This is a genomic window from Micromonospora sp. NPDC005553, from assembly GCF_042871765.1.
Classification (GTDB): domain Bacteria; phylum Actinomycetota; class Actinomycetes; order Mycobacteriales; family Micromonosporaceae; genus Micromonospora.
In genome coordinates, this window is sequence record NZ_JBIAJD010000003.1 from 388,447 (window position 1) to 413,656 (window position 25,210).

General features: G+C 72.1%; 18 protein-coding genes. 10 read left to right on the forward strand and 8 right to left on the reverse strand.

Features of this window, described 5'->3' with window-relative positions; all coding sequences use genetic code 11:
* Positions 1 to 473 precede the first annotated feature (473 nt).
* From ACFYPG_RS14325 to ACFYPG_RS14350, 6 genes are all read left to right on the forward strand, one after another.
* Positions 474 to 1,244, forward strand: coding sequence for a redox-sensing transcriptional repressor Rex (locus ACFYPG_RS14325; protein WP_355005753.1), 771 nt, complete (start codon positions 474 to 476; stop codon positions 1,242 to 1,244).
* On the forward strand, positions 1,241 to 2,638 hold the full coding sequence (locus tag ACFYPG_RS14330; RefSeq protein WP_355005752.1) for a glutamyl-tRNA reductase: 1,398 nt from the start codon (positions 1,241 to 1,243) through the stop codon (positions 2,636 to 2,638). Before ACFYPG_RS14325 ends, ACFYPG_RS14330 begins: the two co-directional genes overlap by 4 nt.
* Positions 2,635 to 3,603, forward strand: a complete 969-nt coding sequence (gene hemC / locus ACFYPG_RS14335; protein ID WP_355005751.1) for a hydroxymethylbilane synthase — start codon at positions 2,635 to 2,637, stop codon at positions 3,601 to 3,603. Before ACFYPG_RS14330 ends, hemC begins: the two co-directional genes overlap by 4 nt.
* Positions 3,600 to 5,180 carry a uroporphyrinogen-III synthase gene (locus ACFYPG_RS14340; protein WP_355005750.1) on the forward strand — a complete coding sequence of 527 codons (1,581 nt, stop codon included), beginning with the start codon at positions 3,600 to 3,602 and terminating at the stop codon, positions 5,178 to 5,180. The genes hemC and ACFYPG_RS14340 overlap by 4 nt, the downstream gene beginning before the upstream one ends.
* Positions 5,181 to 5,200: 20 nt before the next feature.
* Positions 5,201 to 6,184 (forward strand): porphobilinogen synthase, encoded by a 984-nt coding sequence (gene hemB / locus ACFYPG_RS14345; protein ID WP_355005749.1) that lies wholly within the window; start codon positions 5,201 to 5,203, stop codon positions 6,182 to 6,184.
* A gap of 647 nt (positions 6,185 to 6,831) precedes the next feature.
* Entirely contained in the window at positions 6,832 to 7,320 is a 489-nt protein-coding gene (locus ACFYPG_RS14350; RefSeq protein WP_355005748.1) for a helix-turn-helix transcriptional regulator, read from the forward strand.
* Between the two features lie 68 nt (positions 7,321 to 7,388).
* Here the strand turns inward: ACFYPG_RS14350 and ACFYPG_RS14355 are convergent, their stop codons facing one another.
* From ACFYPG_RS14355 to ACFYPG_RS14365, 3 genes are all read right to left on the reverse strand, one after another.
* On the reverse strand, positions 7,389 to 10,667 hold the full coding sequence (locus ACFYPG_RS14355) for a lamin tail domain-containing protein (RefSeq protein ID WP_387352209.1): 3,279 nt from the start codon (positions 10,665 to 10,667) through the stop codon (positions 7,389 to 7,391).
* 92 nt (positions 10,668 to 10,759) lie between these two features.
* Positions 10,760 to 11,776, reverse strand: coding sequence for a GNAT family N-acetyltransferase (locus ACFYPG_RS14360; RefSeq protein ID WP_355006076.1), 1,017 nt, complete (start codon positions 11,774 to 11,776; stop codon positions 10,760 to 10,762).
* A gap of 75 nt (positions 11,777 to 11,851) precedes the next feature.
* A complete protein-coding gene (locus tag ACFYPG_RS14365; protein ID WP_387352211.1) occupies positions 11,852 to 13,393 on the reverse strand; it encodes a lytic murein transglycosylase in 1,542 nt (513 codons plus the stop codon).
* Positions 13,394 to 13,430: 37 nt separating this feature from the next.
* Here ACFYPG_RS14365 and ACFYPG_RS14370 point away from each other — a divergent pair, with 37 nt between their 5' ends.
* Together ACFYPG_RS14370 and ACFYPG_RS14375 are read left to right on the forward strand one after the other, a co-directional pair.
* Positions 13,431 to 13,643 (forward strand): zinc ribbon domain-containing protein, encoded by a 213-nt coding sequence (locus ACFYPG_RS14370; RefSeq protein WP_112674337.1) that lies wholly within the window; start codon positions 13,431 to 13,433, stop codon positions 13,641 to 13,643.
* Between the two features lie 150 nt (positions 13,644 to 13,793).
* The gene (locus ACFYPG_RS14375; RefSeq protein ID WP_355005745.1) at positions 13,794 to 16,634 is read left to right on the forward strand and encodes an NB-ARC domain-containing protein; all 2,841 of its coding nucleotides are present in this window, start codon (positions 13,794 to 13,796) and stop codon (positions 16,632 to 16,634) included.
* Between the two features lie 289 nt (positions 16,635 to 16,923).
* On the opposite strand, the gene ACFYPG_RS14380 is transcribed toward ACFYPG_RS14375, so the two are convergent.
* Both ACFYPG_RS14380 and ACFYPG_RS14385 read right to left on the reverse strand, forming a co-directional pair.
* Positions 16,924 to 17,460, reverse strand: coding sequence for a phospholipase (locus tag ACFYPG_RS14380; RefSeq protein WP_355005744.1), 537 nt, complete (start codon positions 17,458 to 17,460; stop codon positions 16,924 to 16,926).
* A 179-nt stretch (positions 17,461 to 17,639) separates the two neighbouring features.
* Complete coding sequence (locus ACFYPG_RS14385; protein WP_355005743.1) at positions 17,640 to 19,298, reverse strand: family 10 glycosylhydrolase; 1,659 nt, start codon at positions 19,296 to 19,298, stop codon at positions 17,640 to 17,642.
* A 201-nt stretch (positions 19,299 to 19,499) separates the two neighbouring features.
* On the opposite strand from ACFYPG_RS14385, the gene ACFYPG_RS14390 reads away from it, so the two are divergent.
* A complete protein-coding gene (locus tag ACFYPG_RS14390; protein ID WP_355005742.1) occupies positions 19,500 to 20,996 on the forward strand; it encodes an amino acid permease in 1,497 nt (498 codons plus the stop codon).
* Between the two features lie 89 nt (positions 20,997 to 21,085).
* Positions 21,086 to 22,093, forward strand: a complete 1,008-nt coding sequence (locus tag ACFYPG_RS14395) for a LacI family DNA-binding transcriptional regulator (protein WP_387352214.1) — start codon at positions 21,086 to 21,088, stop codon at positions 22,091 to 22,093.
* Here the strand turns inward: ACFYPG_RS14395 and ACFYPG_RS14400 are convergent.
* The 3 genes from ACFYPG_RS14400 to ACFYPG_RS14410 all read right to left on the reverse strand — a co-directional run bounded on the left by ACFYPG_RS14400 (position 22,090) and on the right by ACFYPG_RS14410 (position 25,191).
* Positions 22,090 to 22,815: a methyltransferase domain-containing protein gene (locus ACFYPG_RS14400; protein ID WP_355005740.1), complete on the reverse strand. Its 726-nt coding sequence runs from the start codon at positions 22,813 to 22,815 to the stop codon at positions 22,090 to 22,092. The two genes, ACFYPG_RS14395 and ACFYPG_RS14400, sit on opposite strands and share 4 nt — an antisense overlap.
* A 391-nt stretch (positions 22,816 to 23,206) precedes the next feature.
* Positions 23,207 to 23,515 carry a hypothetical protein gene (locus ACFYPG_RS14405; protein WP_355005739.1) on the reverse strand — a complete coding sequence of 103 codons (309 nt, stop codon included), beginning with the start codon at positions 23,513 to 23,515 and terminating at the stop codon, positions 23,207 to 23,209.
* A 38-nt stretch (positions 23,516 to 23,553) separates the two neighbouring features.
* Positions 23,554 to 25,191, reverse strand: coding sequence for an ABC-F family ATP-binding cassette domain-containing protein (locus ACFYPG_RS14410; RefSeq protein WP_387352217.1), 1,638 nt, complete (start codon positions 25,189 to 25,191; stop codon positions 23,554 to 23,556).
* Between the last annotated feature and the right edge of the window lie 19 nt (positions 25,192 to 25,210).

Consider the following 25,210-nt stretch of genomic DNA (forward strand, 5'->3'; position numbering starts at 1 on the left):
GCTCAAAGGCTAGGCATGTGACCTCGCCGACCCCATCCCGAAACCCCGCCTCTCCGCCGTAGTGCTACCCCCACCCCACCCCACCCCACCCCGCCCTACGGCGTCGATCTTGCGGTTTGTGTTGGTGAATTGCCCCTGAATGGGCGAGAAGCGAGAGCAGTAAGTGCAAGATCGCGGGGCGTGGCGGTGGACCCGGGCCAGGGCCGGCGCGGGATTGGTCAGAGAAGTCGGGATTGAGCAATAATCGCCCGGGCGGTGAGCGGACCAGGCCGTTCAATCGATCTTGTGGAATGGAGGGGCTGGTGAGGTCGCGCCACGCAGCGACAAGATCGCGATTTGTGCACGTCTTCACAAGCGCCTACGCTGTGACTCCGACGCGCCCTGCTAGCACAGCCGGCAATCTCGGTCGCCAGCGGGAGTCCACAAACGGCCGACCAGCGGAGTTGGCCGAGGATCGCACCGCACGGAGTCTCATGAGTCAGCACCGTCACCCAGGCGCGCCCGGCAGCGCCGGTGCCGTACCGGCGCTCCCGGATCTGCCCGAGGCGACCGTCGCTCGGCTCCCGGAGTACCTGCGCGCGCTGCACAACCTCGCCGACACCGGGCACGAGACGGTCTCCAGCGAGGGTCTCTCCGCCGCCGCCGGGGTCAACTCCGCCAAGCTCCGCAAAGACCTTTCCCACCTCGGCTCGTACGGCACACGGGGCGTCGGCTACGACGTCGCGCTGCTGATCGAGCAGATCGAATATGTGCTCGGGCTCACCCAACGTCGGGCGGTCGCCCTGGTCGGCGTGGGTAATCTCGGTCACGCTCTGGCCGGATACGACGGCTTCGCCAGCCGGGGCTTCCGGATCGCCGCACTGCTCGACGCCGATCGTTCACGGGTCGGTGAGGAGATCAACGGCCTGGTGGTCAGGCATGTTGACGACCTGCCGACGGTCGCCGCGGAGGAATCCCTCGCGATCGGCGTGATCGCCACCCCGGCCGCCGCCGCCCAGCAGGTCGCCGACCAACTGGTCGCCGTCGGCGTGACGAGCATCCTCAACTTCGCGCCGTGCGTACTCTCGGTTCCGGAGGGGGTCGACGTGCGCAAGGTCGACCTCGCCATCGAGCTGCAGATTCTGTCCTTCCACGAGCACCGCAAGGCGTCGCTGACCGCGCTGCCCGCAACCGGCGGGTCCGCTCTCACGGCCCTGCCGGGCGGGTTCGCGGCCACCGATACCCAGGAGGCGATAGGCACGTGAAACTGCTCGTCGTCGGCGCGTCCTATCGGACCGCCCCGGTCGCCACGCTGGAGCAGCTGGCCGTGCCCCCCGCCGACCTGACCCGCACACTGGACCGCCTGGTAGCCCAGCCGTACGTGGCCGAGGCGGTGATCGTCTCCACCTGCAACCGGGTGGAGGTCTACGCCGCCGTGTCCGGTTTCCACGGTGGGCTCGGCGACGTCTGCGCCGTGCTGGCCGAGCAGGCCGGCAGCTCGCCGACCGCGCTCGCCAGCCACCTGTACGTGCACTACGACACAGCGGCCGTGGACCACGTCTTCCGGGTCGCCACCGGTCTGGACTCGATGGTGGTGGGCGAGGCGCAGATCCTCGGCCAGCTGCGTGACGCTTACCACTGGGCCACCGGCGCCGACTCGGCCGGCCGGCTGCTGCACGAGCTGATGCAGCAGGCGTTGCGGGTCGGCAAGCGGGCCCACGCCGAGACCGGCATCGACCGGGCCGGCCAGAGCGTCGTCACCGCCGCCCTGGAGCTGGCCGCCGGGCACCTCGACGGCGACCTCGTCGGCCACCCGGCCCTGGTGGTCGGCGCCGGTGCGATGGGTTCGCTCGGGGTGGCCACGCTGTCCCGGCTGGGTGCCGGGCCGCTCACCGTCAGCAACCGGGGCGCCGACCGGGCCGTCCGGCTCGCCGAGTCGTACGGGGCGAGTGCCGCGCCGATGACCGAGCTGGCCGACACCCTCTCCACAGTGGACATCGTAGTGGCCGCCACCGCGTCCACCGAACCGGTCCTCACCCGGTCGGTGGTTACCGCGGCGCTGGCCGAACGCGACAGGTCCCGGGGCCCGTTGGTCCTGCTCGACCTTGCCGTTCCGCGCGACGTCGAGGAGGGCGTCGCCGAGCTGCCCGGCGTCGAGGTGATCGACATCGACCGGATGGCGGCACTGCTCGCCGACGGTCCGGCGGCTGCCGACGCCGCAGCCGTCGAACGCATCGTCCTCGGCGAGGTGGAGGGCTTCCTCACCTGGCTGCGCGGTGCCGACGTGGCACCCACGGTGGCCGCGCTGCGCGGCCGGGCCGACGACGTGGTCACCGCCGAGCTGCGCCGACTGGCCCAGCGTCGCCCCGACCTCGGCGACGACCTGCGGGCCGAGGTGGCCCGCACGGTGCACCGGGTCGTGCAGCGGCTGCTTCACCAGCCCACCGTCAAGGTCCGCCAGTTGGCCGCGGAGCCCGGCGGCGACCAGTACGCGGCACTGCTGCGCGAGCTGTTCGACCTCGAGGTGCCGCAGACCTCGCCGGTGGACACCGTCCCGGACGTGCTGACCCCCGACCTCGGCATGGCGCTCCCCGGCACCGACCCGTTGTCCGGAGCCGACGCCGCCGAGCCCACCCCACCCAGCGGAGGTGCGCGATGACCGCCCCACTGCGCCTCGGCACCCGGGGCAGCGCCCTGGCGATGGCCCAGTCCGGCCAGGTCGCCGAGGCGTTGACCGTCGCCACCGGTCGCCCCGTCGAGCTGGTCGAGGTGGTCACCGCAGGCGACCGCTCCAACGCGCCGGTGCACCGGCTGGGCGTCGGGGTGTTCGTCTCCGCACTGCGTGACGCGCTGACCGCCGGGACGATCGACTTCGCGGTGCACTCGTACAAGGACCTGCCCACGGCCGCCGCCGGTGGGCTGCACATCGCGGCGGTGCCGGCCCGGCAGGACCCGCGCGACGCGTTGGTGGCCCGCGAAGGCCGAACGCTCGCCGAATTGCCGCCCGGGGCCACTGTGGGCACCGGCGCGCTGCGTCGGATCGCCCAGTTGCACGCCCTCGGCCTGCAACTGGAGGTCACCCCGATCCGCGGCAACGTCGACACCCGCCTGGGGCGGGTGCTCGGCCCCGAAGCCGATCTCGACGCCGTCGTCCTGGCACGGGCCGGTCTGGCCCGACTTGGCCGACTCGACGTGATCACCGAGTCGCTGGACCCGATGCTCATGCTGCCCGCTCCCGCTCAGGGCGCGTTGGCCGTGGAGTGCCGGGTCGACGACCGGGACCTGGTCGAGCTGCTCGCCGTGCTCGACCACGCACCGTCGCGTTCCGCGGTCACCGCGGAACGTGCGTTTCTGGCAACCCTGGAGGCCGGGTGCAGCGCACCCGTCGCCGCCTATGCCGAACTCGCCGAAGGCGAGACCGGCGATGAGATCTACCTGCGCGGGGCGGTGATCAGCCCGGACGGCACTCGTGACCTCCGGCTGTCCCGCACCGGAACGCCCGCCGACGCGGCGGAGATCGGTAAGGCACTTGCCGCCGAACTCCTCGACCTCGGCGCCGACTCGATCCTCGGCCACGAAGGACACACCGGCCCGGGGACCCAGCAATTTGGGAGCACAGAATGACCCGCACCCGTAAGCCCGTCGGCCGTATCGCGTTCGTCGGGGCTGGCCCCGGTGACCCGGGCCTGCTGACCCGTCGGGCCCACGACGCCCTGGTCGACGCCGACCAGGTGATCTACGACCGGGGAGTCCCGGAGTCGTTGCTCGCCGTTGTGCGCGCCGAGGCCTCCGCTGATGCCGAGTTCACCCCGGCCGAGGGCGCGCCGGGGGACGTGGCGAAGGTGCTCATCTCCGCGGCCCGCTCCGGGCTGAACGCGGTGCACCTGGTCGCCGGCGACCCGTTCGGGCACGACTCGGTGGTCAAGGAGGTGCAGGCGGTGGCCCGCACCGCCGCCCACTTCGAGGTGGTGCCCGGCGTCGGCCAGGCCGAGGGTGTGGCCACCTACGCCGGGGTCCCGCTGCCGGGTGTGCGTACGGCCGCCGACGTCGAGGACGTCAGCGTGCTGGACTTCGAGGCGCTGGCCACGGCCGTCGGCCGGGGTTCGCTCGCGCTCGCCGTGGACGCCGGTGACCTCGCCGCCGTCCGGGACGGGTTGCTCGCCGCCGGGGTCGACGGCACCACCGGCGTCGGCGTGACCGGCGACGGCACCGGCGAGACCCAGTACACGACCACGTCGACAGTGGACAGCTTCGTGGCCGCCGCGCTCGGCTTCACCGGCCGGGTGGTGCTCACCGTCGGTGTCGGCGTGGGGCAGCGCGACAAGCTGAGCTGGTGGGAGAACCGCCCGCTGTACGGCTGGAAGGTGCTCGTACCCCGGACCAAGGAGCAGGCCGGCGCGATGAGCGCCCGGCTGCGCGCGTACGGGGCCATCCCGTGCGAGGTGCCGACGATCGCGGTCGAGCCGCCGCGTACCCCGGCGCAGATGGAGCGGGCGGTCAAGGGCCTTGTCGACGGCCGGTACGCCTGGGTGATCTTCACGTCGGTGAACGCGGTCCGCGCGGTCTGGGAGAAGTTCGCCGAGCACGGCCTCGACGCCCGGCACTTCGGCGGCGTCAAGATCGCCTGCATCGGTGAGGCCACCGCGGACTCGGTCCGCGCGTTCGGCATCCAGCCGGAACTGATCCCCGCCGGGGAGCAGTCCTCGGAGGGCCTGCTGGCCGAGTTCTCGCCGCACGACGAGATCCTCGACCCGGTGGGCCGGGTGCTGCTGCCGCGCGCCGACATCGCCACCGAGACGCTCGCCGCCGGGCTCACCGAGCGCGGCTGGGAGGTCGACGACGTGACCGCGTACCGGACGGTGCGGGCCGCTCCGCCGCCCGCCGAGATCCGCGACGCGATCAAGTCGGGCGGGTTCGACGCGGTGCTCTTCACCTCGTCCTCCACCGTGCGCAACCTGGTCGGCATCGCCGGGAAGCCGCACGCCCGGACTGTTGTTGCCGTCATTGGGCCCAAGACGGCGGAGACTGCGACGGAGTTCGGCCTGCGCGTCGACGTCCAGCCGCCGCACGCCTCGGTGCCCGACCTGGTGGAGGCGCTTGCCGCCTACGCCGTCGAACTGCGGGAGAAGCTGGCCGCCATGCCGGCCAAGCAGCGCCGTGGCTCGAAGGTGCAGGGCCCGACCGCTCTGCGCTTCCGGTAGTCGTTCGAGGAGGGCCTGCCATGTCGTACCCCGAGATCCGGCCCCGCCGGCTGCGCCGCAACCCGGCGGTCCGCCGGCTGGTGTCAGAGACCCGGGTCGACCCGGCCGAGCTTGTCGTGCCGATGTTCGTCAAGGAGGGGCTGACCGAGCCCCGCGCCATCGGGTCGCTCCCGGGGGTGCTCCAGCACTCCCGGGACTCGCTCCGCAAGGCGGCGGCCGAGGCGGTCCAGGCCGGTGTCGGCGGGATCATGCTCTTCGGCGTGCCGGAGCAGCGGGACCCGACCGGCTCCGGCGGCATCGACCCGAACGGCATCCTCAACGTCGCCATCCGCGACGTGGTGGCCGAGGTGGGCGACGCCACAGTGGTGATGAGTGACCTGTGCCTCGACGAGTTCACCTCGCACGGGCACTGTGGGCTGCTCACCCCCGACGGTGAGGTCGACAACGACTCGACCCTGGCCGCGTACGCCGACATGGCGGTGGCCCAGGCCGCCGCCGGGGTCGGCATGGTCGGGCCGTCCGGGATGATGGACGGCCAGGTCGGCGTGGTACGCCGGGCCCTCGACGCCGCCGGGCACCAGGACGTCTCCGTGCTGGCGTACGCGGTGAAGTACGCCTCCGCCTTCTACGGCCCGTTCCGGGAGGCGGTGGAGTCGGCGCTGGAGGGCGACCGGCGCACCTACCAGCAGGACCCGGCCAATCTGCGTGAGTCGCTTCGCGAGGTCGCGTTGGACGTGGCCGAGGGCGCCGACCTGGTGATGGTCAAGCCGGCGCTGCCCTACCTCGACGTGGTGTCGGCGGTGCGGGCCGCGGTGGACGTCCCGGTCGCCGCCTACCAGGTCTCCGGCGAGTACGCGATGGTCGAGGCGGCCGCCGCGAACGGCTGGATCGACCGCGAGCGGGTGATGCTGGAGACGCTCACCTCGATCAAGCGGGCCGGTGCGCAGGTCATCCTCACCTACTGGGCCGTCGAGGCCGCTGGCCTGCTCCGCCAGCGCTACTGAGCGGCCCGTCCGCGGCCGTCCTCTCCCGCTGTGCGCCGATCGTGGCGCGCCGGTGGACCTTGACGCGGCCGTGACCGCTGGGGCCCGGCTCGCGCGGGGTCCAGTTCTTGTCAGCCGGATCCCGGCTCCCGACTGTGCCGTGTTCGGGCTCCTGACCGCAGCGGGTGCGGGCTCCTGACCGCGGCGCATCCCGGCTCCTGACCGCGGCGCATCCCGGCTCCTGACCGCGGCGCATCCCGGCTCCTGACTGTGCGGATCGCTGGCTCCGATGTCTCCACCACTGCCTTTGCTCTGCACCCGCGGATGCGCCGGCCACGGTCTTAGGCCGGCGCTGACCAGGATGGCGCGTATCAGCAGGGACAAAGCGTGTCGGGGGTGGCGCACGAGAGGGCGCGTCTTGGTGGCGCGCTTCAGAGGGGCCGTCGGGGTGGCGCGTATCAGGGTGCAGAGCAAAGGGGATAGGTCGGGGATTGCCTCCCCGCTCCGTCGCGCGGACGACGTGCTGCTCAAAGCCCACGACTTCGTCGCCTGAGCGGAAGCCACCCTCGCCACGATGACGGATGTCCCGTTGTCCACAGGTCCTTCCGTTGTCCACAGGCCAGCCGAACGGGACTGCGAGAAACGGGGCGAGCCGGGACGGTGGAGGCATGGACGACCTACCGAGCGAGCCCTCCGACACCCTATGGCCGGTCGTTGGCATCGTCCGGGCGGTCCGTCGCCACGCCGACCTCAGCCAACGTGAGCTGGCCCGACGGGCAGGGGTGCACCACGCCACCATCGGCCGCATCGAAGGCGGTCGGACTGTTCCGAGCATCGAGCTGCTCTGCCGGATCATCGACGTCGTCGGGTGTCGGCTGGCCGTCGTCGACGACCTCGGCCGGGTGCTCAAGCCGATGCGGGACTGGGAGGACACGCGTGACGGCGCGGGGCGCCGCTACCCGACGCACCTGGACACCATTCTCGACCCGAAGCCGGGAGAGTGGTGGGCGGACATCTACGGGCTGGCCCGCCCACCCGAGACGTTCTACCGCAACCGGCAGGTCCGTGACGCGATGCGTCGGCGTAGCCAATGGGAGGTGCGGGTAGCCAAGCACCGCGGCGATCCACCACCGCCGCAGCGCTGGCGGTACGACTGACCGCAGAACGGACGACGGCCCGCCGCCCCCGGGCGGGGTTCGGCGGGCCGTCGACGACCACTCCAGAATCAGTCGTCGTTGGTGATCGTTCCGGTCGCGAGTGGATCAGCCAGCCGCAGGCCCGGCACGCCGGCCACCAGCAACGTCAACTTCTCGTCCGCCTCCCGCTTGCGGTCACCGCGCACCGACACCGGGAACGCCACCGACGTCTGCCCGGCGGCCAACACCTTGCAGCCGGCGTACGGGTCGAAGTCCGAGCCCACCTGCGCCGTGAGGCCGACGGTCGCGGCGCAGAGCAGCACCGACTGGGACAGCGGCCGAGACACGGTCGCGGTGAAGGTGAGCTGCCGGGTGCCCTGGTTGCCCTCGGCCACCGCCGAGTCGGCCACTGTCAACGACGCCCGAGACCGGAACCGCGCCACCTGCGGGTCGTGGTCACTGGAACCTCGCGACCCGTCACCGGCGAACTCCGCCGGCCAGTCGGCGTTGATGTGCGCCGCCCGCACCTGCACCAGGTCGCTGTGGAGCGCGTCGTTGACGAACAGGTGGTCGAGAGTCTGAGCGTGCCCCTCGAAGCTGTACGAGTAGGCCGAGGCCGGCGCGTCCGCGACGAGGTCGTCCCACAGGTTGCGCAGGCCCGCCTCGTAGAGCGGGGCGAGCTGGTCCGACGGCGTGGGCTGCTCTCCGGTCGCGATGGGATCGTCCGGGCGGGGGAAGACGTTCAGGTCCCCGCCGTAGACCACCCGGGCGGTCTGGTCGGCCTCCTCGATCGCGGTGACGATCGCCGCACCGTAACGCGCCTGCTCACGCCGCTGCCCGACCCGGCTGTCCGGGCCGGACGAGTAGTGGTTGCTGAGCGCGTACAGGGTGAACCGCTCGGTCGAGCCGGGCGCAGCCGCCACGCTGAACTTGCCCAGCTGCGGAGCACGGGTGAAGACGTTGCTGCCGTCCCGACCGGTCGAGGTGTCCACGTCCGCCGGCAGCACCGCGTTGAGGGCCTTCGGGTTCTGCACGTCGGCGTTGGTCGGCAGCCCCGCAGCCCGGTACTGAACGGTCGGTGTCGTCCCCAGCAGGGGGTCCGCCGCCGTCGCGTCCGCCAGCGACACCCGGTCCGTGCGGTGAAGGAAGGCCGCGGTGATACCGCGAGCGTCCGCGCCGGTCCGGTCATAGGCGGCGGCGTACGCGGGCCCACCGGCCGCCGCCACCGCGAGCGCCAACTCCTGGATGCTGTCCGGGGCGCCATCGGCGTTGTTGGTGTCGCCGCAGCTAAGCGCCGCCCCGGAGATCGTGCAGATGTCCTGGTCCTCGGCCTCCTGCACCAGGATCAGGTCCGGTGCGTGCAGGTCCTTGACGATCTGATCGGCGAGGGCGGCCAGTTGCTCGCGGTATTCCGCCTCGCTGGCCGGGACGTAGTCGAACGGCGGGGAGACCCCCACGCAGCCGGCGTTACCGGCGAAGTCGCAGCCGTCGAACGGGTCGTCGCGGTAGTCGTACAGGTTCTCCACGTTGTAGGTGGCCACGGCCACCTCCTGCGACCGGTCGGCCGGCTTGGGTGGGTTGTTCTTCGACGGGTCGGCCCCGGCGGCGAACTCCGCCCGCTCGACCTGGACGCCGTACTTCTCGAACGAGTAGTAGACCCCGCCCACCGCGTCCGCCCGCAACGTGTCGAAGGTGTGCGCCGGCGGGAGCAGCGCGGCGCTGTCCCCGGCGGTGGCCTTCACGCCCATGCTGCCCAGCAGCGTCCGCTGGCCGTTGCCGTCGTCGAAGCGGCGGGTCGGGTCGTTGTCCAGCGGGTGCGAGTCACGGAAGACCCGCCGGGAGTACGGGTCGGCGCGGTCCAGCAGCGGGTCGTCGCGGTCGACCACCCACAGCTCCGCGTCGGCGGTGGAGGAGAAGACGTCCCGGCCGCTCACCGCGCCGCTGCCCGCGCGTACCCGCATCCGGGAGCCCTCGTGCCGCTCCCAGAAGCGCTGCGCGTCCGTCAGCACGGCCGGCGGCACCGCGTCGGCCACCGCGACCGCGGTGTCCACGACCAGCCCGCCGCCGATCAGGCGGACCAGCGACGCGCCGGAGAGCTGGGTGAAGTTGTAGTACTCCGACACCCGGGCCCGCAGCACGACCTCGTCGCCGACCGTCGGCACGTAACCGCCGATCAGCGAGGTGAACGTACCCATGAACACGAAGATGCCGTCGGAGCTGGTCGGATCGCCGTCGGTGTCACCAACGCGGCTCTGCAGGAAGAAGCCGTGCTGCTCCGCTCCGGCCGAGGTGCGGGCGAGGGTCAACTGGGTGATCACGCCGCGTACGTCGTACAGGGCGCTGCTCGTGCCGTTGCCGCTCGCAGGTGCGAGCGGTGACCGGTCGCTCGGACCGGCCTCGGTGTCGGTGGTCGGACCCTGCACCTCTCCGACGGTCAGCTCCCGGGTCACCTGCACCGCCAGCGCGCAACTCGCGGTGCCACCGCCCGCGTCGGTCGTGGTCACTGTGACGGTGTACGCCCCGGCGGCGAGGTCGGCGCTCACACCGACCGTGGCGCGGGCGGTGCCGCCCACCCCGTCGGCGGGGGTGAACGCGGTACGGGTGATCGAGCCGGAGGTCGGGCTCGGGCTGATCGCGGTCACCGCCAGGTCGACGATCGTGTCGTCGGGGTCGGCGGCGGTCACCTCGCGGCTCGCGGCAGTGCCGGCGGCGGTGACCAGCGGCCCGCCGCAGGTCAGCGTGGCGGGCACGTCGACCGGGCCGCCGCCGTCCACTGTGTGCGCGCCCAGCCCGTCGAAGGTGTCGACGGGGAATCCGGCCCACTGTGCGGCGGGGTCGAACGCGTCCGACGGGTCGGTGTCACCGGCGGCCACGCTCGCCAGCCGGCGCAGGGTGTTGTCCGCGGTGCTGGTGACGCCAGCGCCCCACTCGGTGCCCGGGTCGACGCCCACCTGGCCGATCGAGTCTAGCACTGTGGTGCCCCGGCGCAGCACTATCGCGTCGTCACCGTTGAAGAGGCTCGCCCCGGTGGTCTGGTCAGCCTGGGCGAGGATGGCGGCCCCGGCCGAGGCGCTGGCGAACACGAACGCGTCACCGGCCGCCACACTGCCGATCAGGGCGATAGTGGTGGCCGTGGCGGAGCCGTTGAAGTAGAGCTGCAACTGGTAGCCACCGGCCGCCAGGTCGACGGCGGCGCCCGTGCCGTTGAACAGCTCGATCGCCTTGTTGTTCGACGAACCCTCGACGTACTCCGAGATGAACAGGTCGGTGGGCGCGGCGCTGGCCGCGGTGGGTGCGACGCCGAGCGCCGTGACTGTCACGGCGGCGGTGGCGGTCGCGAGCGCGGCGAATGAGCGGCGCGGGCGCATAGGGCCTCCACGATGGGTGGATGGGGGTCAACGCACGTTAAGGTGCGCGACTGTCCACCGTCCATCCCCTAATGGACAGTTTCGTGAATTTCTCAGCGCGGTGGATCGAGGCGGTGCACCAGCTCAGCGACGTCGACGCTGTATTCGCACCAGTCCCGGTCGGGGCGGTAGCCCAGCTCAGCGTTGACCTTCAACATCGCCTCGTTGGCCTGCGCGTTCCAGGTCTGCACCTCGATCAGCTCCGGCTCGGCGGAGCGCAACTCCAGCAGCATCCGCGCCTTGATCGCCCGATCGATGCCGTAGCCCCGGTGGTCCTGCGCGACGATCGTGTCGTACTGGTCGGCGCGGGTCGGGTGCTGCGCCGGCACCACCACCTCGGTCAGACCGGCCACCTCGCCGCTCTGCTCGTGCCGGGCGAGCACGATGTACGGCTTCATGCCCCGCCGGTGCAGCGTGTCGAGGCTGTCCCGCAGTCGCTCCGGGTCGTAGGAGCTGGGGCGCAGCTCACCGTCGTCGACGTCGCGAACCTCGGCCTTGGCCCGCGCGTACGCCTCGATCAGGTCGTCCGGCGGCCCGCCCGGGAAGAACTCCAACTGGTAGCCCGCCCCGATGCCGGTGGCCATCTCGGCCAGCTCGGCCCAGTCCACCGCCGTCAGGTCGAGCACGCTGCGCGTCTCCACGTACTCCCTGGTGAAGCCGAGCGACTCGTAGAACCCGACCGCCGGCGTGTCGCCGACAACCTCGACCCCGATCGACTGGAAACCCTCCTGGTAGACCCGGCGCGCGGCACGCAGCACCAGGTCACGGCCGAGGCCGGTGCGCCGCGCGGACGGGTGCACCAGCACCTCGAGCACGCCGATGTCACCCAGAAGGAGTACGTGCACCTGGCCGATCACAGCGCCCGTGTCGCCCGGATCCGTCGGCTCGGCCTGGGCGATCCAGGAGATCCGCCGCTCGCCGGGCATCACCTCGGCGAGGTACTCCCGCAGCGAGGCCTCCCGCCAGGGCGGATCCTGCGGCAGATCGGCCGCCAGGACCGCGTTCAGCGTGGCCAACAGCGACGCGATCTCGGCGGACGACGCGGTCCTGGGGTCCCACTCGCGCACCATCACCCGTCTAGCTTGCCGCTAACAGAGGCCCGGGGGAAGTGTCCAGTTCTCCAACGTATCGAGACGATCACTTCACTAGCGACTGGCCCGTCCGTACCGGTTCGCGGTGTCGTAGACGTCCTGGGCGTACCGCCGTACGTCGTTGTAGGAGAGGATCGCGTTCCACCAGTCGCCCGCGATGCTCAGGTTCCGGCCGCCCTTGCAGAGGTAGTTCCCCGCTGCCAGTGCCGCGTCGTCCAGGTCGTGCGGGTCCTTGACGCCGTCGTTGTCCGCGTCCGCGCCGATCTCCTGCCAGGTGGTCGGGATGAACTGCATCGGCCCGATGGCGCGGTCGAGGATCGAGTTCCCGTCGAGCGCCCCACGGTCGGTGTCGATGATCCGCATCCGGCCGTCCTTGCCGTCCAGCGGCAGCCCGAAGATGTTGGGCACCGCCTTGCCGTCCTGCCCCAACTGGGCCCCGTTGGTCGACCCGTGATCCGATTCGACCTTTCCGATCGCGGCCAGCGTGGTCCAGCTCAGCGCACAGCTGCGGTTGGTCTGGGCGAGCACCAGCTCGGCGTAGCCGTACGCCTGCATGGCTACCGCCGGGACACCGACCTTGGCACCGACCTGCTGCGCCCAGCCGGCCAGGGCATCCGACGGTCGGCCACCGATCACCGACCCGGTCGGCAGCCCGTTGCCGGGCAACCCGCCGGAGGGCAGCGGAAGGGTCGGCAGCGGTCCGGTCGGCAGCGGTCCGGTGGGCAGCGGGCTGGTCGGCAGGCCGGACGGCATCCCAGGCGCTGCCACCCCGCTCGGCGCGGCCGAGGCGTCGACGGCGACCGGGCGCGGTGCACGGATCGTGGCCGGTACGAGCAGCGCTCCCACCGCGCCGGTCGCCGCCACCAGTGCCAGCAGGAAGACACCGGGCAGGGTCAGCCGACCACTCGGCCGGCGCGCCCACGCACGGGTCGCCTGGGTCGCTGCGGCTGCTGCCCGACGGGGCGGCAGCCGTACCGCGTGCGCGAACTGCACCCGCCGTCGGCGGGCCGGGTCGGACGCCGGCACGGCCGGGATCTCATCCACAGTGGTCTTCGCCGGACCTGGGGCGTCGGTCTTCGCGTCGTCGGCGGGCGCGTCGGCGCTCGACGCGCCGGCCGCCTTCGACGAGGCCGGGCCACTGGCGCTGCCGTCCGCCTCCGCGGCGTCGGCCTTCGCGTCCTTGGCCTCGGGGGTGTCGGCCTTACCGGCTTCGGCCTTCGCGTCCTTGGCCTTGCCCGTCTCGGCGTTGGATGCCGCGGCCAGGGGGTCGGCTGCGGGGATTGCGGTCGGGACAGATTCGGCCGGGACCTCCGGGCCGGCGGCGCGCGAGTCCGGTTCGGACCCGGCGGAGTCGGCTGCGGAGGACTTCGCCGCTGGCGGAGCTGGCGTCGCGGCTGGTGGCGTGGTGGTCGCTGGCGTGCTCGGCGCGCCGGCGGAACGCCCGCTCAGCCAGGGGCGGCGGGGGCGGGGCACCTTGCGCGCCTGGTCGGGCGCGGCCCCGGAGCCTTCGAGCGGCCCGTCCAGCGGCGCGGCCGGTCGTAACGGTTGCACACGCGTGTCGTCCTCGCCGTCCACCACCTGTCGAGTATCACCCATGCTCCGCGAACCGTCAGATCCACGTACCCTGGGTGGCATGCCCCGGTACGAGTTCCGCTGCCGCGCCTGCGGCGACACCTTCGAGGTCAACCGTTCGATGGCGGCGGCCGGTGAGCCGGCCAGCTGCCCTCAGGGACACGCCGACACGGTCAAGCTTCTTTCCGCGGTCGCAGTCACCGGTCGCAGTGGTGGTGCCCCGGCACCCGCCGCTGGTGGTGGTGGCTGCTGCGGCGGCGCCTGCGGCTGCTGATCGGGTCAATTCGCCGCCGCCTGGTGGGCCAGCCTTGCCGGGAGCGGGTCCGAGTGGCACGTTGGCGGCACTTGCCCGGCCGTTCTCACGATGTGTGATCGTTCGGACTCAGGCAGCATGAACCCGACGTCACGGGCGGAGGTTCCTCGCATGTCGCCACGGATCCAGCTCCCGAGCGGTTGGGTGACCTTCGTATTCACTGATATCGAGGGCTCTACACGGCTGGCTCAGCTGCTCGGCCCGGACTACCGCCCGGTGCTCGCCGAGCATCGACGGCTGCTGCGCCGCACACTGGCCAGCACCGGTGGCGCGGAGCTGCTGACCGAGGGCGACTCGTTCTTCCTGGCCTTCGAGGAAGCTTCCGCGGCGATGACCGCGTGCCTGACCGCTCAGCGGGCACTCTCCAGCCACGACTGGCCCACCCCCGAGGCCGCGCCCCGGGTGCGGATGGGCCTGCACACCGGCTATGCCGAGCCACGCGACGGCGAGTACGCCAGCGCCGAGGTGCACCGGGCCGCCCGGGTGGCGGCCGCCGCGCACGGCGGGCAGGTGCTCTGCACGGCGTCCACCGCCCGTCGGGCCGAGCCGATGCCGCCGGGTGCGACCCTGCTCGACCTGGGGCTGCACCGGCTACGCGGCTTTGACGACCGTGAACGGCTGTTCCAACTGGTCGCACCGGGTCTGGAGCGACAGTTCCCCCGGCCCCGCACCGCCGACGCGGTGGCGCACAACCTGCCCACCCAGGTCACCTCGTTCGTCGGCCGGCAGGCCGAGCGCATCGAGCTGAGCCTGCTGGTGCGTCAGAACCGCCTGGTCACCGTGCTGGGTGCCGGCGGCGCGGGCAAGACCCGGCTTGCGGTGGAGTTGGCCAGCGGAGTCGTCGAGGCGTACCCGGACGGGGTCTGGTTCGTCGACATCGCCTCGGTGACCGACCCGGGGTTGGTGGCGTTCGCCATCGCCGCCGTGCTCGGCCTGCGTCCCGAGCCCGGTCGGCCGATGCTGGACACCCTCGTCGAGTACGCGGCCGGCCGTCGGATGCTGGTCGTACTGGACACCTGTGACACCCAACCTGCCGCCTGCGCCGAGGTGATCGCGCGGCTGCTGTCCGGTGGCAGCGGCGTACGGGTGCTGGCCACCAGTCGCGAGTCGTTCAGCCTGCCCGGCGAGGTGGTGTGGCGGATTCCGCCGCTCTCTGTCGACCCGCGCGCGGACGGCGCGGAGAGCGACGCGGTGGCGCTGCTGCTGGACCGTACGGCGGCGGCCCGTGGTGGTCGGCAGCCGGACCCGGCCGAGTCCGCCGACCTGCGTCGGGTCGTGCAGCGGTTGGACGGTCTGCCGCTCGCCATCGAGCTGGCCGCCGCCCGGCTACGGGTGCTCTCGGTCGGTCAGCTCGCCGAGCGCCTGGACGACGTCCTCGGCACCCTGGACGCCGGCCGGGAGGACCCGGATCCGCCGCCGGTGGAGCGGGGCTGGTCCGGCAACCAGCAGGACACCGTGGACCTGGTCGCCGCAGCGGCCGGAGCGTCGCCACCCTCACCGGCCAGCCGAGCGGTGCAGCGCTCGGCCACCGAACGGCATCTGACCATGCAGGCCACCGTCACCTGGTCCTACCGGACGCTGGGGCCCCGGGCCGCCCGCCTGCTGCGGTGGCTGGCGGTCTTCGCCGGCCCGGTGGATCTGGCGACTGTGGAGTGGCTGCTGGGTGACGATCCGCTGGACCCGCTGTCGGTCCTGGTGGACAAGTCGATGGTGTTGGCCGAGCCGCGGGCCTCCGGCAGCACCTACCGGATGCTCGACCCCATCCGGGCGTACGCGGCGCGACGGCTGGCCGAGGCGGGCGAGGAGCAGGCCGCCCGGGACCGGCACGTGGCCTGGTCGGCCCACGCGTTGGACCGGGCCCACCTGGGCCAGGACGGCCGGCCGGTGACGCTGTCGCTGTATGCCCTCGATCCACTGGCCGGGGAGCTGCGCGCCGCGCTGCGGTGGTGCGCCACCGGCGGCAGCGCCCGTGCCGGGCTCGGCCTGGCGGGTGGGCTGGACCAGTGGTGGCTGGAGCGGGGCCTGGCCCGCGAGGGGCGGCTGTGGCTGTTCCGGCTGTACGGACGGATCGCTGAGACGGGGGAGCGGATCCCGGAGGCGGAGCTGGCGGCGGCGTACCACATGCATTCGCTGCATGCCAGCGCCGACGGTGAGTTCGCCGAGGAACTGCGCTTCTCCCAGCGGGCGGAGGCGGCGGCCCGGCAGGCCGGCGACGCCGGGTTGCTGGCTCGGGTGCTCGCCGGCCGGGCGGCACCGCTTGTCGACATGGGGCAGTTCGCCGAGGCCGAACGGGTGTGCCGGGAGGTCATCGACTGGGCGCACGGGCAGGACGTGGTCGGCGAGGCTCTGTTCGCGGTCTTCAGCCTGGCCGAGCTGCTGTGGCGGCGGGGTGCCCTGGAGGAGGCCGCGGAGCTGCTGGGCGCGGTGCGTCCGGTGGAGGCGGCCCGGCCCGTGGAGCGGGGACGGCGTTCGGTGGACATGCTGCTCGGCATGGTCGCGCTGGCCCGCGGCGACGTGATCGCCGCACACGAGCATCTGCTGGTGGCGTTGCGCTCCCGGATGGGTCACGGCTACCACGGGCGGGCGTGCGACACCTTGAACGCGGTAGCGGTGCGCTGCGCGATCGGCGGGGAGCGGTTGACCGCGGCCCGCCTGTTCGGGGCGGCGCAGGCCACCCGGGCGAGCATGCGGGCCACCCCCGGCATCTTCGGCGGTTACTGGGCCGAGCAGCAGGGGGAGTTGCGCGCGGTGCTGGGCGACGCGGCCTTCGACGACGCGTACGGCGAGGGTGCGGAGCTGGGGCTGGACGAGGCCGCGGCGCTGGCACTCGACGTGGAACACCCGGACCTGGCGGCGGACTCGACCCGCTTCAGCACCGGCCTGTCCCAACCAACCCCCCGCCGTCCCGCCGACCCCGACCGCCACCCAGCCACCCGAACCGAACGCGCCTAACCCCACCCGCCCAGCCCTGCCCTGCCTCGCCCCTGCCCTCCCTCGCCCCTGCCCTCCTCCCCCGGGCCCCGCGCCCTCGCGCCGGCCCTCGCGCCCCCGCCCTGCCCCGCCGATCTTGCACTTTCTGTCGTGAGATACCGGCGCCAAAGCGGCAAACCGACAACCGAAAGTGCAAGATCGCGGGCGGGCGGGCGGGCGGGCGGGCGGGCGCGAGTGCGAGGCGCGAAGGCGCGAGGGCGCGGGGCGCGAGGGCGCGAGGGCGAGGGGTGGGGAGTGCGGGGGGTGGGGGTTAGTGGGTTGCGGCGTTGGCTTCGGCTTGGGCCTTCATGCGGGCGGCGCGGTCGATGTCGGCCTGCTGGACGGCCGCTACCGAACCGAAGATGCTGACCGCCTGGTAGTAGGTCCAGGCCAGGCTGTAGCAGGCCGGTCGGACGACCGAGTTGTACGTGGTGCAGACACGCTTCAGGTCCTCGTAGAAGGCGTTGTCGAGGCGGGACTTGTTTGCGGAGAACTGGCCGACCGCCTTGTAGTTGCGGTAGCCGAAGTCGTGCCGGTAGCAGCCCAGGTTGAAGGTGAAGCCGAGCGGGTTGTCCGGGCTGGACGAGCAGTAGTCGGTGGACCAGTTGAAGTTGTACTCGGCCCAGGGCGCCCGGTTGACCCGGGCGCTGTTCCACGAGTTGTAGCTGGACGCGCTGGTCTGGGTCCAGCTGGACAGCACGGAGAGCTTCTGGGCGGGGGTGACGGCGGCGGCGGGTGAGGCGATGGCGAGGGTGGCGAGCAGCGCTGACGCGCCCGAGGCGAGCAGGGTGGCGAGACGTCGGGGCACGGGTTACCTCCGCGGGGGTGAGCGGGTGGGACGGAAGTTACCGGCGGGTTACCGGATGTCGATGAGTGTCGATCAGCTGATCAACTAGGTGGTATGCGCATCGCCAACTATTGGTGACATACGTCGAAACAGACGAATGCCCCGGACGCGCGAGGCGTCCGGGGCATTCAGAGAGACGGTCAGCGCAGGACGAATGCCGGCGGGCTGGCGGCGCTCTCGTTGGCCGACCGGTCCACCGCGGTCAACTGGTAGGTGTAGCGCCGGCCGGGCTCGGCCGACGTGTCCACCCAGGACTGGACGCTGCCGGGCGTGGCCCGGACAGTGTCGACCAGGTGCGCGGCGTCGGCAGTGGCGCACCGGCCGGGCAGCGTGGTGCCGTCGAATCGGTAGATCGCGTACGAGGTGGCGGTGCCGAGCGGGCCGACGCCGTCGGCGGGCTGCCGCCAGGTGAGCCGGACGCCGTCGGCCTGCCGGGTCGCCTTGGTGACCACCGGAAAGAGCAGCGGCCGGGCCGGCAGGTGGGGCATGGCCGGCACCAGCGCCGGTCGGGAGTAGTGCTCACCCGCGTAGATGTCGGTGGCGCCGAGCCGGTTGGCCCGCACCTGCACCGCGGAGAAGTGCACGTTGCCCTGCACCTCCGGGTACGACCGGTTGAGCGTCAGGTGGTCGGACAGCTCACGCGGGTTCTGCCAGTACGGCCCGTACGCCGGGTCTCCGCTCTTGTAGTCGGCCTGGCCGATGTAGAGCTGCACGCGGGTGCCGCGCACCGTCTCGGCCCACCACGGCACGAGGCGCGCGTAGTCGGCGGCCGGGTACTGGCCGATATACCAGTAGAGCTGCGGCACCACGTAGTCGATCCACTCCTGCTTGATCCACTTACGGGTGTCGGCGGAGATGATGTCGTACGACTGGCTGCCGGTGGTGTCCGAACCGAGCGGGTCGGCGGTCTTGTTGCGCCAGATGCCGAACGGGCTGACGCCGAACTTCACCCACGGCTTCGCCGCCTTGATTTTGCCGTTCATCTCCTGGATCAACAGGTTGATGTTGTCCCGCCGCCAGTCGGCCCGGTCGGTGAAGCCCCGGTTGTGGGCCGCGAAGGTCGCATCGTCCGGCACCTGGTACGTGCCGCTGGGGTAGGGGTAGAAGTAGTCGTCGAAGTGGACACCGTCGATGTCGTACCGCTTGACGGCGTCCATCATGGCGGTCTGGACGAACTCGCGTACCTCGGGGATTCCGGGGTTGTAGTAGAGCCGGCTGCCGGCCACGCCGGCCGGTGGGTAGGCGAAGGTCCAGTCGGGGTGCTGCTGGGCCGGGTGGCCGGGGGCGAGCTGGGCGAGGTCCGCGCCGGCGCCACCGGGGGCCGGCATGGAGACGCGGTACGGGTTGAACCAGGCGTGGAACTCCAGGTTCCGCTTGTGCGACTCGTCGACCAGGAAGGCCAGTGGGTCCCAGCCCGGGTCCTGGCCGCGTACCCCGGTCAGGTACTCCGACCAGGGCTCGTACGGCGAGGGCCAGAGCGCGTCGGCGGTGGGCCGGACCTGCACCACGACGGCGTTGTGGTTCAGTCGCCCGGCCAGGTCGAGCAGCTCGCGGTACTCGGTCTGCTGCGCGGCGATCCGGTCGGGGCTGGTCTGGGACGCCTTGCTGGGCCAGTCGATGTTGACCACCGACGAGATCCACATGGCCCGGAACTGCCGTTTCGGGGTGGCCGGGTCGGTGGCGCATGTGGTGGTGGTGGTGTCGGCCGCGCTGGGCGCGGCGCTCGCGGGGGTGGCGGTGACGAACGTACCGAGCAGGGCTGTGACCAGCCCGGCGACTCCGAGTCGGGTGGCTTTCATGCGGTGTGTCCCTTCGTTGGGGCTCCCGGATGTTTCGCGCGGTGCGCGGCAAGATTCGCCGTCGATGTCCGCGTTGCTGGTAGGAAATTTTCACAATCTGGCCGACGCCGCAAGAGTTCGTGGTTGACCAATCGCTCCGTTGGGTAGCAACGCCGGTCACCGGCCGCCACGGGGTGGTCGCACGGTGGAAGGGGTGACCGGGTGTCCGTGCTGCGCACAAAACCAATCAAGGACGTGATAGCCCAGGGTGAGGCGGACGGCAGCGACGGCCAGTTGGGGCTGAAGCGACGGCTCGGCGCGATCGACCTCACCGGATTCGGCATCGGCATCGTGATCGGCACCGGCATCTTCACACTCACCGGGATCGAGGCCCGGGACAGCGCCGGGCCGGGCGTGGTGATCTCCTTCGCCATCGCCGGCGTGGTGGCCCTGCTCGCCGCCCTCTGCTACGCCGAGCTGGCCTCCAGCGTGCCGACCGCCGGCAGCGCCTACACCTACGCGTACGCCACGATGGGCGAGATCGTCGCCTGGATCATCGGCTGGGACCTGCTGCTGGAGTTCGCGCTCGGCGCCGCGGTGGTGGCCCGAGGCTGGTCCGGCTACCTCGCCGAACTGCTCGACCTGCCGACCCGATGGTTCGGCGAGGAGGGCAGCACCGTCAACGTGGGCGCCATCGCCATCGTGCTGATCCTCGGCGTCGTGGCGATCGTCGGCATCCGGGAATCGGCCCGGATCACCAACCTGCTGGTGCTGGTCAAGGTGGCCATCTGCGTCTTCGTGGTGGTAGCCGGGCTGTTCTTCGTCAAGGCCGCCAACCTCACCCCGTTCATCCCGCCGGCCGAGCCCGCCGGGAGCGGCGACGACGGCATCAAGCAGCCGGTCACCCAGGCGCTCTTCGGTCTTGAGCCGTCGGTCTTCGGCTTCGTCGGGGTGCTCAGCGCCGCCGCCGTGGTCTTCTTCGCGTACACCGGCTTCGAGGCCGTGGCCAACCTGGGCGAGGAGACGCGCAAGCCCAAGCGGGACCTCACCCTGGGTCTGCTCGGCACGCTGCTGATCTCCACTGTGCTCTACATCGGCGTCTCGCTGGTGGTGGTCGGGATGGTGCCGTACACCGAGATCGACCGGGGTGCCCCGATCGCGTCGGCCTTCGAATCGGTCGGCGCGGGTTGGGCCGCAGTGCTGGTCTCCATCGCCGCTGTCGCGGGCCTGACCAGCGTCATCCTGGTCGACCTGGTGGCGATGGGCCGGATCGGCTTCGCCATCGCCCGGGACGGCTTGATCCCGCCCTCGATCGCGAAGGTGCACCCGCGCTGGGGCACCCCGTACCGGATTTCGGCGATCATGACGGTGGCGGTCGCGCTGCTGGCCGGCTTCCTGCCGCTGTCCGCGCTGGCCGACCTGGTCAGCATCGGCGCGCTCTGCGCGTTCGTCCTCGTCTCGCTGGCGGTGCCGATCCTGCGCCGCAAGCGGCCGGACCTGGAGCGGCCGTTCCGGGTGCCGTTCTCACCGGTGCTGCCGATCGTCTCGGCGTTGGCCTGCTTCTACCTGATGCTCAACCTGTCAGTGGAGACCTGGCTGCGGTTCCTGGCCTGGATGCTGCTCGGCGCGCTGATCTACTTCGGCTACGGGTACCGCCGCAACCGGCTGGCCCAGCACGAGCCCGCCGTCGCTCCGACCCCCCGTGAGCCGACTGCCTGACCCGAAGGTGCGGAAGGGCCCGATCGGCGGGGCCCTTCCGCGCGACCCGCGCAGCTATGGTGCGCTGGGTCCATCGGGGAGGTTGCGGCGTGCGGCACAGACTCAAGGACGTTGCGGAACGGGCCGGCGTCTCCGTCAAGACCGTCTCGAACGTCGTGAACGGCCACGTGCACGTGCGACCGGACACCCGCGCCCGGGTCGAGGAGGCGATCGTCGAACTCAACTACCGGCCGAACCTCTCCGCCCGTCACCTCCGCAAGGGACGCACCGGCGTGATCGCGCTGGCGGTTCCGGAACTCGACATCCCGTACTTCGCCGAGCTGGCCCGTCACGTGGTCAGCGCCGCCGCCGAGCACGGCTGGACGGTGCTCATCGACCAGACCGGCGGCCGGCGTGACCAGGAACGGGTGCTCGCCGCCGGTATCACCGACCACCTGATCGACGGGCTCATCCTCAGTCCGTCGGCGCTCACCGCGGCGGACCTGGCCGGTCTGGACGGCACCCCGATGGTGCTGCTCGGCGAGCGGATCGAACAGTGCTCGGCGGATCGCGTGGTGATCGACAACGTGGCAGCGGCCCGGGAGATCACGAGCCACCTGATCCAGTCGGGTCGCCGCCGCATTGCGGCCGTCGGCTGGCGGCGCACCGACGGGGGTGCCAGCGCCCGGCTGCGCCTGGCCGGCTACCGCGACGCGCTGCGCGCCGCCGGGCTCGACCATGACCAGTCCCTGGTAGCGTCCGCGCCGGCTTGGCACCGCGCGGACGGCGCGGCCGCGATGCGGGGCCTACTCACCTCCGGTGTACGCCCCGACGCCGTCTTCTGCTTCAACGACACGCTGGCCCTCGGTGCCCTGCGGGCGCTGCACGAGGCCGGCCTGCGGGTCCCCGAGGACGTGGCGGTGGCCGGCTTCGACGACATCGAGGACGGCAGGTTCGCCATCCCGACCCTGAGCACCGTCGCCCCGGCGAAGGAGCAGGTCGCCCGCCTGGCCGTCCAACTTCTCGCCAACCGCCTGGACGGTGACCGCACCGGCCCCGCCCAGGAACTCCGCGCCCCCCACCGCCTGGAACTCCGCGAGTCCACCCAGACCCGCTAGTCGAAGAAGCGGGCCAGGTGGGACTGGGGTGCCGGGTCGGCGTCCGGGGGAAGGGGCGTCAGGTCGGCGAAGATCGAGGCGCCGTCGCAGCCCGCGTGCAGTGGGTACCAGCGCGGCGTGCCCGGTGGCCGCAGCTGGCAGATCCCCTTGAACGTCTGCACGTCCATCAGCCGGACGTGAGTCGGGTCGGCCACCGCGTTCACATGCCCCCACCAGGGGCTCATCACGTGCAGCACCCCGCCGGGGCGGAGCACCCGGTGACACTCGTCGACCAGCGGCAGGAAGTCGATCAGGTGCTCCAGGATGTGCACCGCGAAGAGGACGTCCACCGAGTTGTCGGCGAGCGGCAGCGAGCCGGACAGGTCCGCCACCGCATCCACTCCGGGCGCCGGGTAGATGTCCAGCCCCAGGTTGCTCGACCACTGCTTGGTCGGCCCACAACCGAGGTCCACCACCACCGGCGCCCGCCCGCCGATGCCGACCCGGCACCAGACGCCGTAGACACCGGCCAGCCGTCCGACCAGCTCCCGCACCAGCCGTAGCTGGGCGGGCTCGGCCACCTGGCCGCTCAGATGCGCCACCCCCCGGTCGAACCGCACCTCGACCGCCAGGTCCCGCAACCGATCATCGTGGCGGACCTGATCCGCCCATGCCTGGGCGAGGAAATCATCGATCGCCCGCAGCCGGTCGGCCGAGGGCGGAGTCTGTGCCAAAGCGACCATTCGGGCCACCTCCCGCCGCGCGTTACCCGCAATCCCGCCCGTTATGCCCCACTCGTCCACCTCGCCGCTCGCTGAGGCGAGGTCCGCCCATGCGCGGGTCGCGGGTCGCGGGCCGAGTCGCAGTCATCGTGATGCCACACAGTCATCACGATGACTCCACGACATCACGGTCAACGCGGGCACGGGCTTCGCGCGGGCACGGGCTTCGCGCGGGCACGGGCTTCGCGCGGGCACGGGCTTCGCGCGGGCACGGGCTTCGCGCGGGCACGGGTCTCGCGCGGGCACGGGTCTCGCGCGGGCACGGGTCTCGCGCGGGCACGGGTCTCGCGCGGGCACGGGTCTCGCGCGGGCACGGGTCTCGCGCCGGCCGCCTCGGCCCGGAGCGGTCGGATCAGCCGGAGACGGTGCGTCGGCCGCCGCGCATTCGCTGGCGGGGTGGCGGGTCGGCGGGCTTCGGCCGCTTCAGGTGGTAGCGGTGCAGTTCGTGGTTGCCGGGCAGGGACGGGTCCTCGCTCATCGCGACCAACTCCCAGCCCTGGTCGCCGGCCCGGTTCAGGTGGGCCAGCGAGGTGTCGCCGTACGGCGTCACGTCGACCATCGAGCCGTCCGGGCCGTACCAGACGAAGACGACCTCCCAGCCGAGGTCGGTGGTCGCGGCCTGGCGGCGGCGGACCAGCAGGGCGTACTCCCACTTGAGCATGGCGTCATTCTCACCCCGCGCCGGCCCGCGGACACGGATCAATCCTCGGCGATCCGCCCGGCGTCGACCCGCAGTCGCCGGTTGGTCTCGATGGCCGCCAGCATCCGCCGGTCGTGGGTGACCAGCAGCAGCGTTCCGGGGTAGCTGGCCAGCGCCGATTCGAGCTGCTCGATGGCGGGCAGGTCCAGGTGGTTGGTGGGCTCGTCCAGCACCAGCAGGTTCACCCCACGGCCCTGGAGCAGGGCCAGCGCGGCCCGGGTCCGCTCACCGGGGGAGAGGGTGGCCGCCGGTCGGGGCACGTGCGCCGCCCGCAGGCCGAACTTGGCCAGCAGGGTCCGCGCGTCCGCCGGCGACAGGTGGGGTACGGCCGCCTCGAACGCGTCGATCAGCGGCATGTCGCCGAGGAACAGCCCGCGGGCCTGGTCCACCTCGCCGATCACCACGCCGGGCCCGAGCGAGGCGGTGCCCTCGTCCAGCGGCAGCCGGCCGAGCAGCGCGGCCAGCAGGGTGGACTTGCCCGAGCCGTTCGCCCCGGTCACCGCGACCCGGTCCGCCCAGTCGATCTGGAGGTCCACCGGGCCGAGGGTGAAGCCACCACGGCGTACCACGGCTCCGCGCAGCGTGGCCACGACGGCGCCGGCGCGGGGCGCGGCGGCGATCTCCATGCGCAGCTCCCACTCCTTGCGGGGCTCCTCGACCACGTCGAGCCGTTCGATCAGCCGATCGGTCTGCTTGGCCTTGGCGGCCTGCTTCTCGCTCGACTCGGCTCGGAACTTGCGGCCGATCTTGTCGTTGTCGGTGGCCTTGCGGCGGGCGTTCTTCACGCCCTTCTCCATCCAGCCACGCTGGGTCCGGGCCCGAGCCTCCAGCCCAGCCTTGGTCTCCGCGTACTCCTCGAAGTCCGCGCGGGCGTGCCGACGGGCCACCTCGCGCTCCTCCAGGTAGGCCGCGTAGCCGCCGCCGTAGTGGTTGACCTGCTGCTGCGCCAGGTCCAGCTCCAGCACCCGGGTGACCGTGCGGGTGAGGAACTCCCGGTCGTGGCTGACCAGCACCGTGCCGGCCCGCAACCCGGTGACGAACTCCTCCAGCCGTTCCAGCCCGGCCAGGTCCAGGTCGTTGGTCGGCTCGTCGAGCAGGAACACGTCGTACCGGCTGAGCAGCAGCGACGCCAGCCCGGCCCGGGCCGCCTGACCGCCGGAGAGCCCGGTCGTCGGGTGGTCCAGGTCGACCGCGAGCCCCAGGTCGGCGCTCACCTGCTCGGCGCGCTCGTCCAGGTCCGCGCCGCCGAGGGCGAGCCAGCGCTCCAGCGCGTCGCCGTACGCGTCGTCGGCGCCCGCCGCCCCGGCGGTCAGCGCCTCGGTCGCCGCGTCCAACGCCGCCTGCGCGGCGGTCACCCCGGTCCTGCGGGCCAGGAAGTCCCGTACCGTCTCGCCCGGCCGCCGTTCCGGCTCCTGCGGCAGGTGTCCGACGCTCGCGGTGGGCGGGCTGAGTCGCACGCTGCCGGCCTCGACCGGCAACAACCCGGCGAGGGTACGCAGCAGCGTCGACTTGCCGGCCCCGTTCGGCCCGACCAGCCCGACCACGTCGCCGGGGGCGACCACCAGGTCCAATCCGGCGAAGAGCGGGCGGTCGCCGTGCCCGGCGGCCAGGTCCTTGACGATCATCGTGGCGCTCATCAGGACGGCAGCCTATCCG

Excerpts from the sequence above, each read along its gene's own strand:
- ACFYPG_RS14410 (WP_387352217.1), bottom strand. The coding sequence starts at position 25,191 with ATGAGCGCCACGATGATCGTCAAGGACCTGGCCGCCGGGCACGGCGAC.
- ACFYPG_RS14325 (WP_355005753.1), top strand. The coding sequence starts at position 474 with ATGAGTCAGCACCGTCACCCAGGCGCGCCCGGCAGCGCCGGTGCCGTA.
- ACFYPG_RS14365 (WP_387352211.1), bottom strand. The coding sequence starts at position 13,393 with ATGGGTGATACTCGACAGGTGGTGGACGGCGAGGACGACACGCGTGTG.
- ACFYPG_RS14350 (WP_355005748.1), top strand. The coding sequence starts at position 6,832 with ATGGACGACCTACCGAGCGAGCCCTCCGACACCCTATGGCCGGTCGTT.
- ACFYPG_RS14405 (WP_355005739.1), bottom strand. The coding sequence starts at position 23,515 with ATGCTCAAGTGGGAGTACGCCCTGCTGGTCCGCCGCCGCCAGGCCGCG.
- ACFYPG_RS14340 (WP_355005750.1), top strand. The coding sequence starts at position 3,600 with ATGACCCGCACCCGTAAGCCCGTCGGCCGTATCGCGTTCGTCGGGGCT.
- ACFYPG_RS14360 (WP_355006076.1), bottom strand. The coding sequence starts at position 11,776 with ATGGTGCGCGAGTGGGACCCCAGGACCGCGTCGTCCGCCGAGATCGCG.
- ACFYPG_RS14385 (WP_355005743.1), bottom strand. The coding sequence starts at position 19,298 with ATGAAAGCCACCCGACTCGGAGTCGCCGGGCTGGTCACAGCCCTGCTC.
- ACFYPG_RS14355 (WP_387352209.1), bottom strand. The coding sequence starts at position 10,667 with ATGCGCCCGCGCCGCTCATTCGCCGCGCTCGCGACCGCCACCGCCGCC.
- hemC (WP_355005751.1), top strand. The coding sequence starts at position 2,635 with ATGACCGCCCCACTGCGCCTCGGCACCCGGGGCAGCGCCCTGGCGATG.
- hemB (WP_355005749.1), top strand. The coding sequence starts at position 5,201 with ATGTCGTACCCCGAGATCCGGCCCCGCCGGCTGCGCCGCAACCCGGCG.
- ACFYPG_RS14375 (WP_355005745.1), top strand. The coding sequence starts at position 13,794 with ATGTCGCCACGGATCCAGCTCCCGAGCGGTTGGGTGACCTTCGTATTC.
- ACFYPG_RS14370 (WP_112674337.1), top strand. The coding sequence starts at position 13,431 with ATGCCCCGGTACGAGTTCCGCTGCCGCGCCTGCGGCGACACCTTCGAG.
- ACFYPG_RS14400 (WP_355005740.1), bottom strand. The coding sequence starts at position 22,815 with ATGGTCGCTTTGGCACAGACTCCGCCCTCGGCCGACCGGCTGCGGGCG.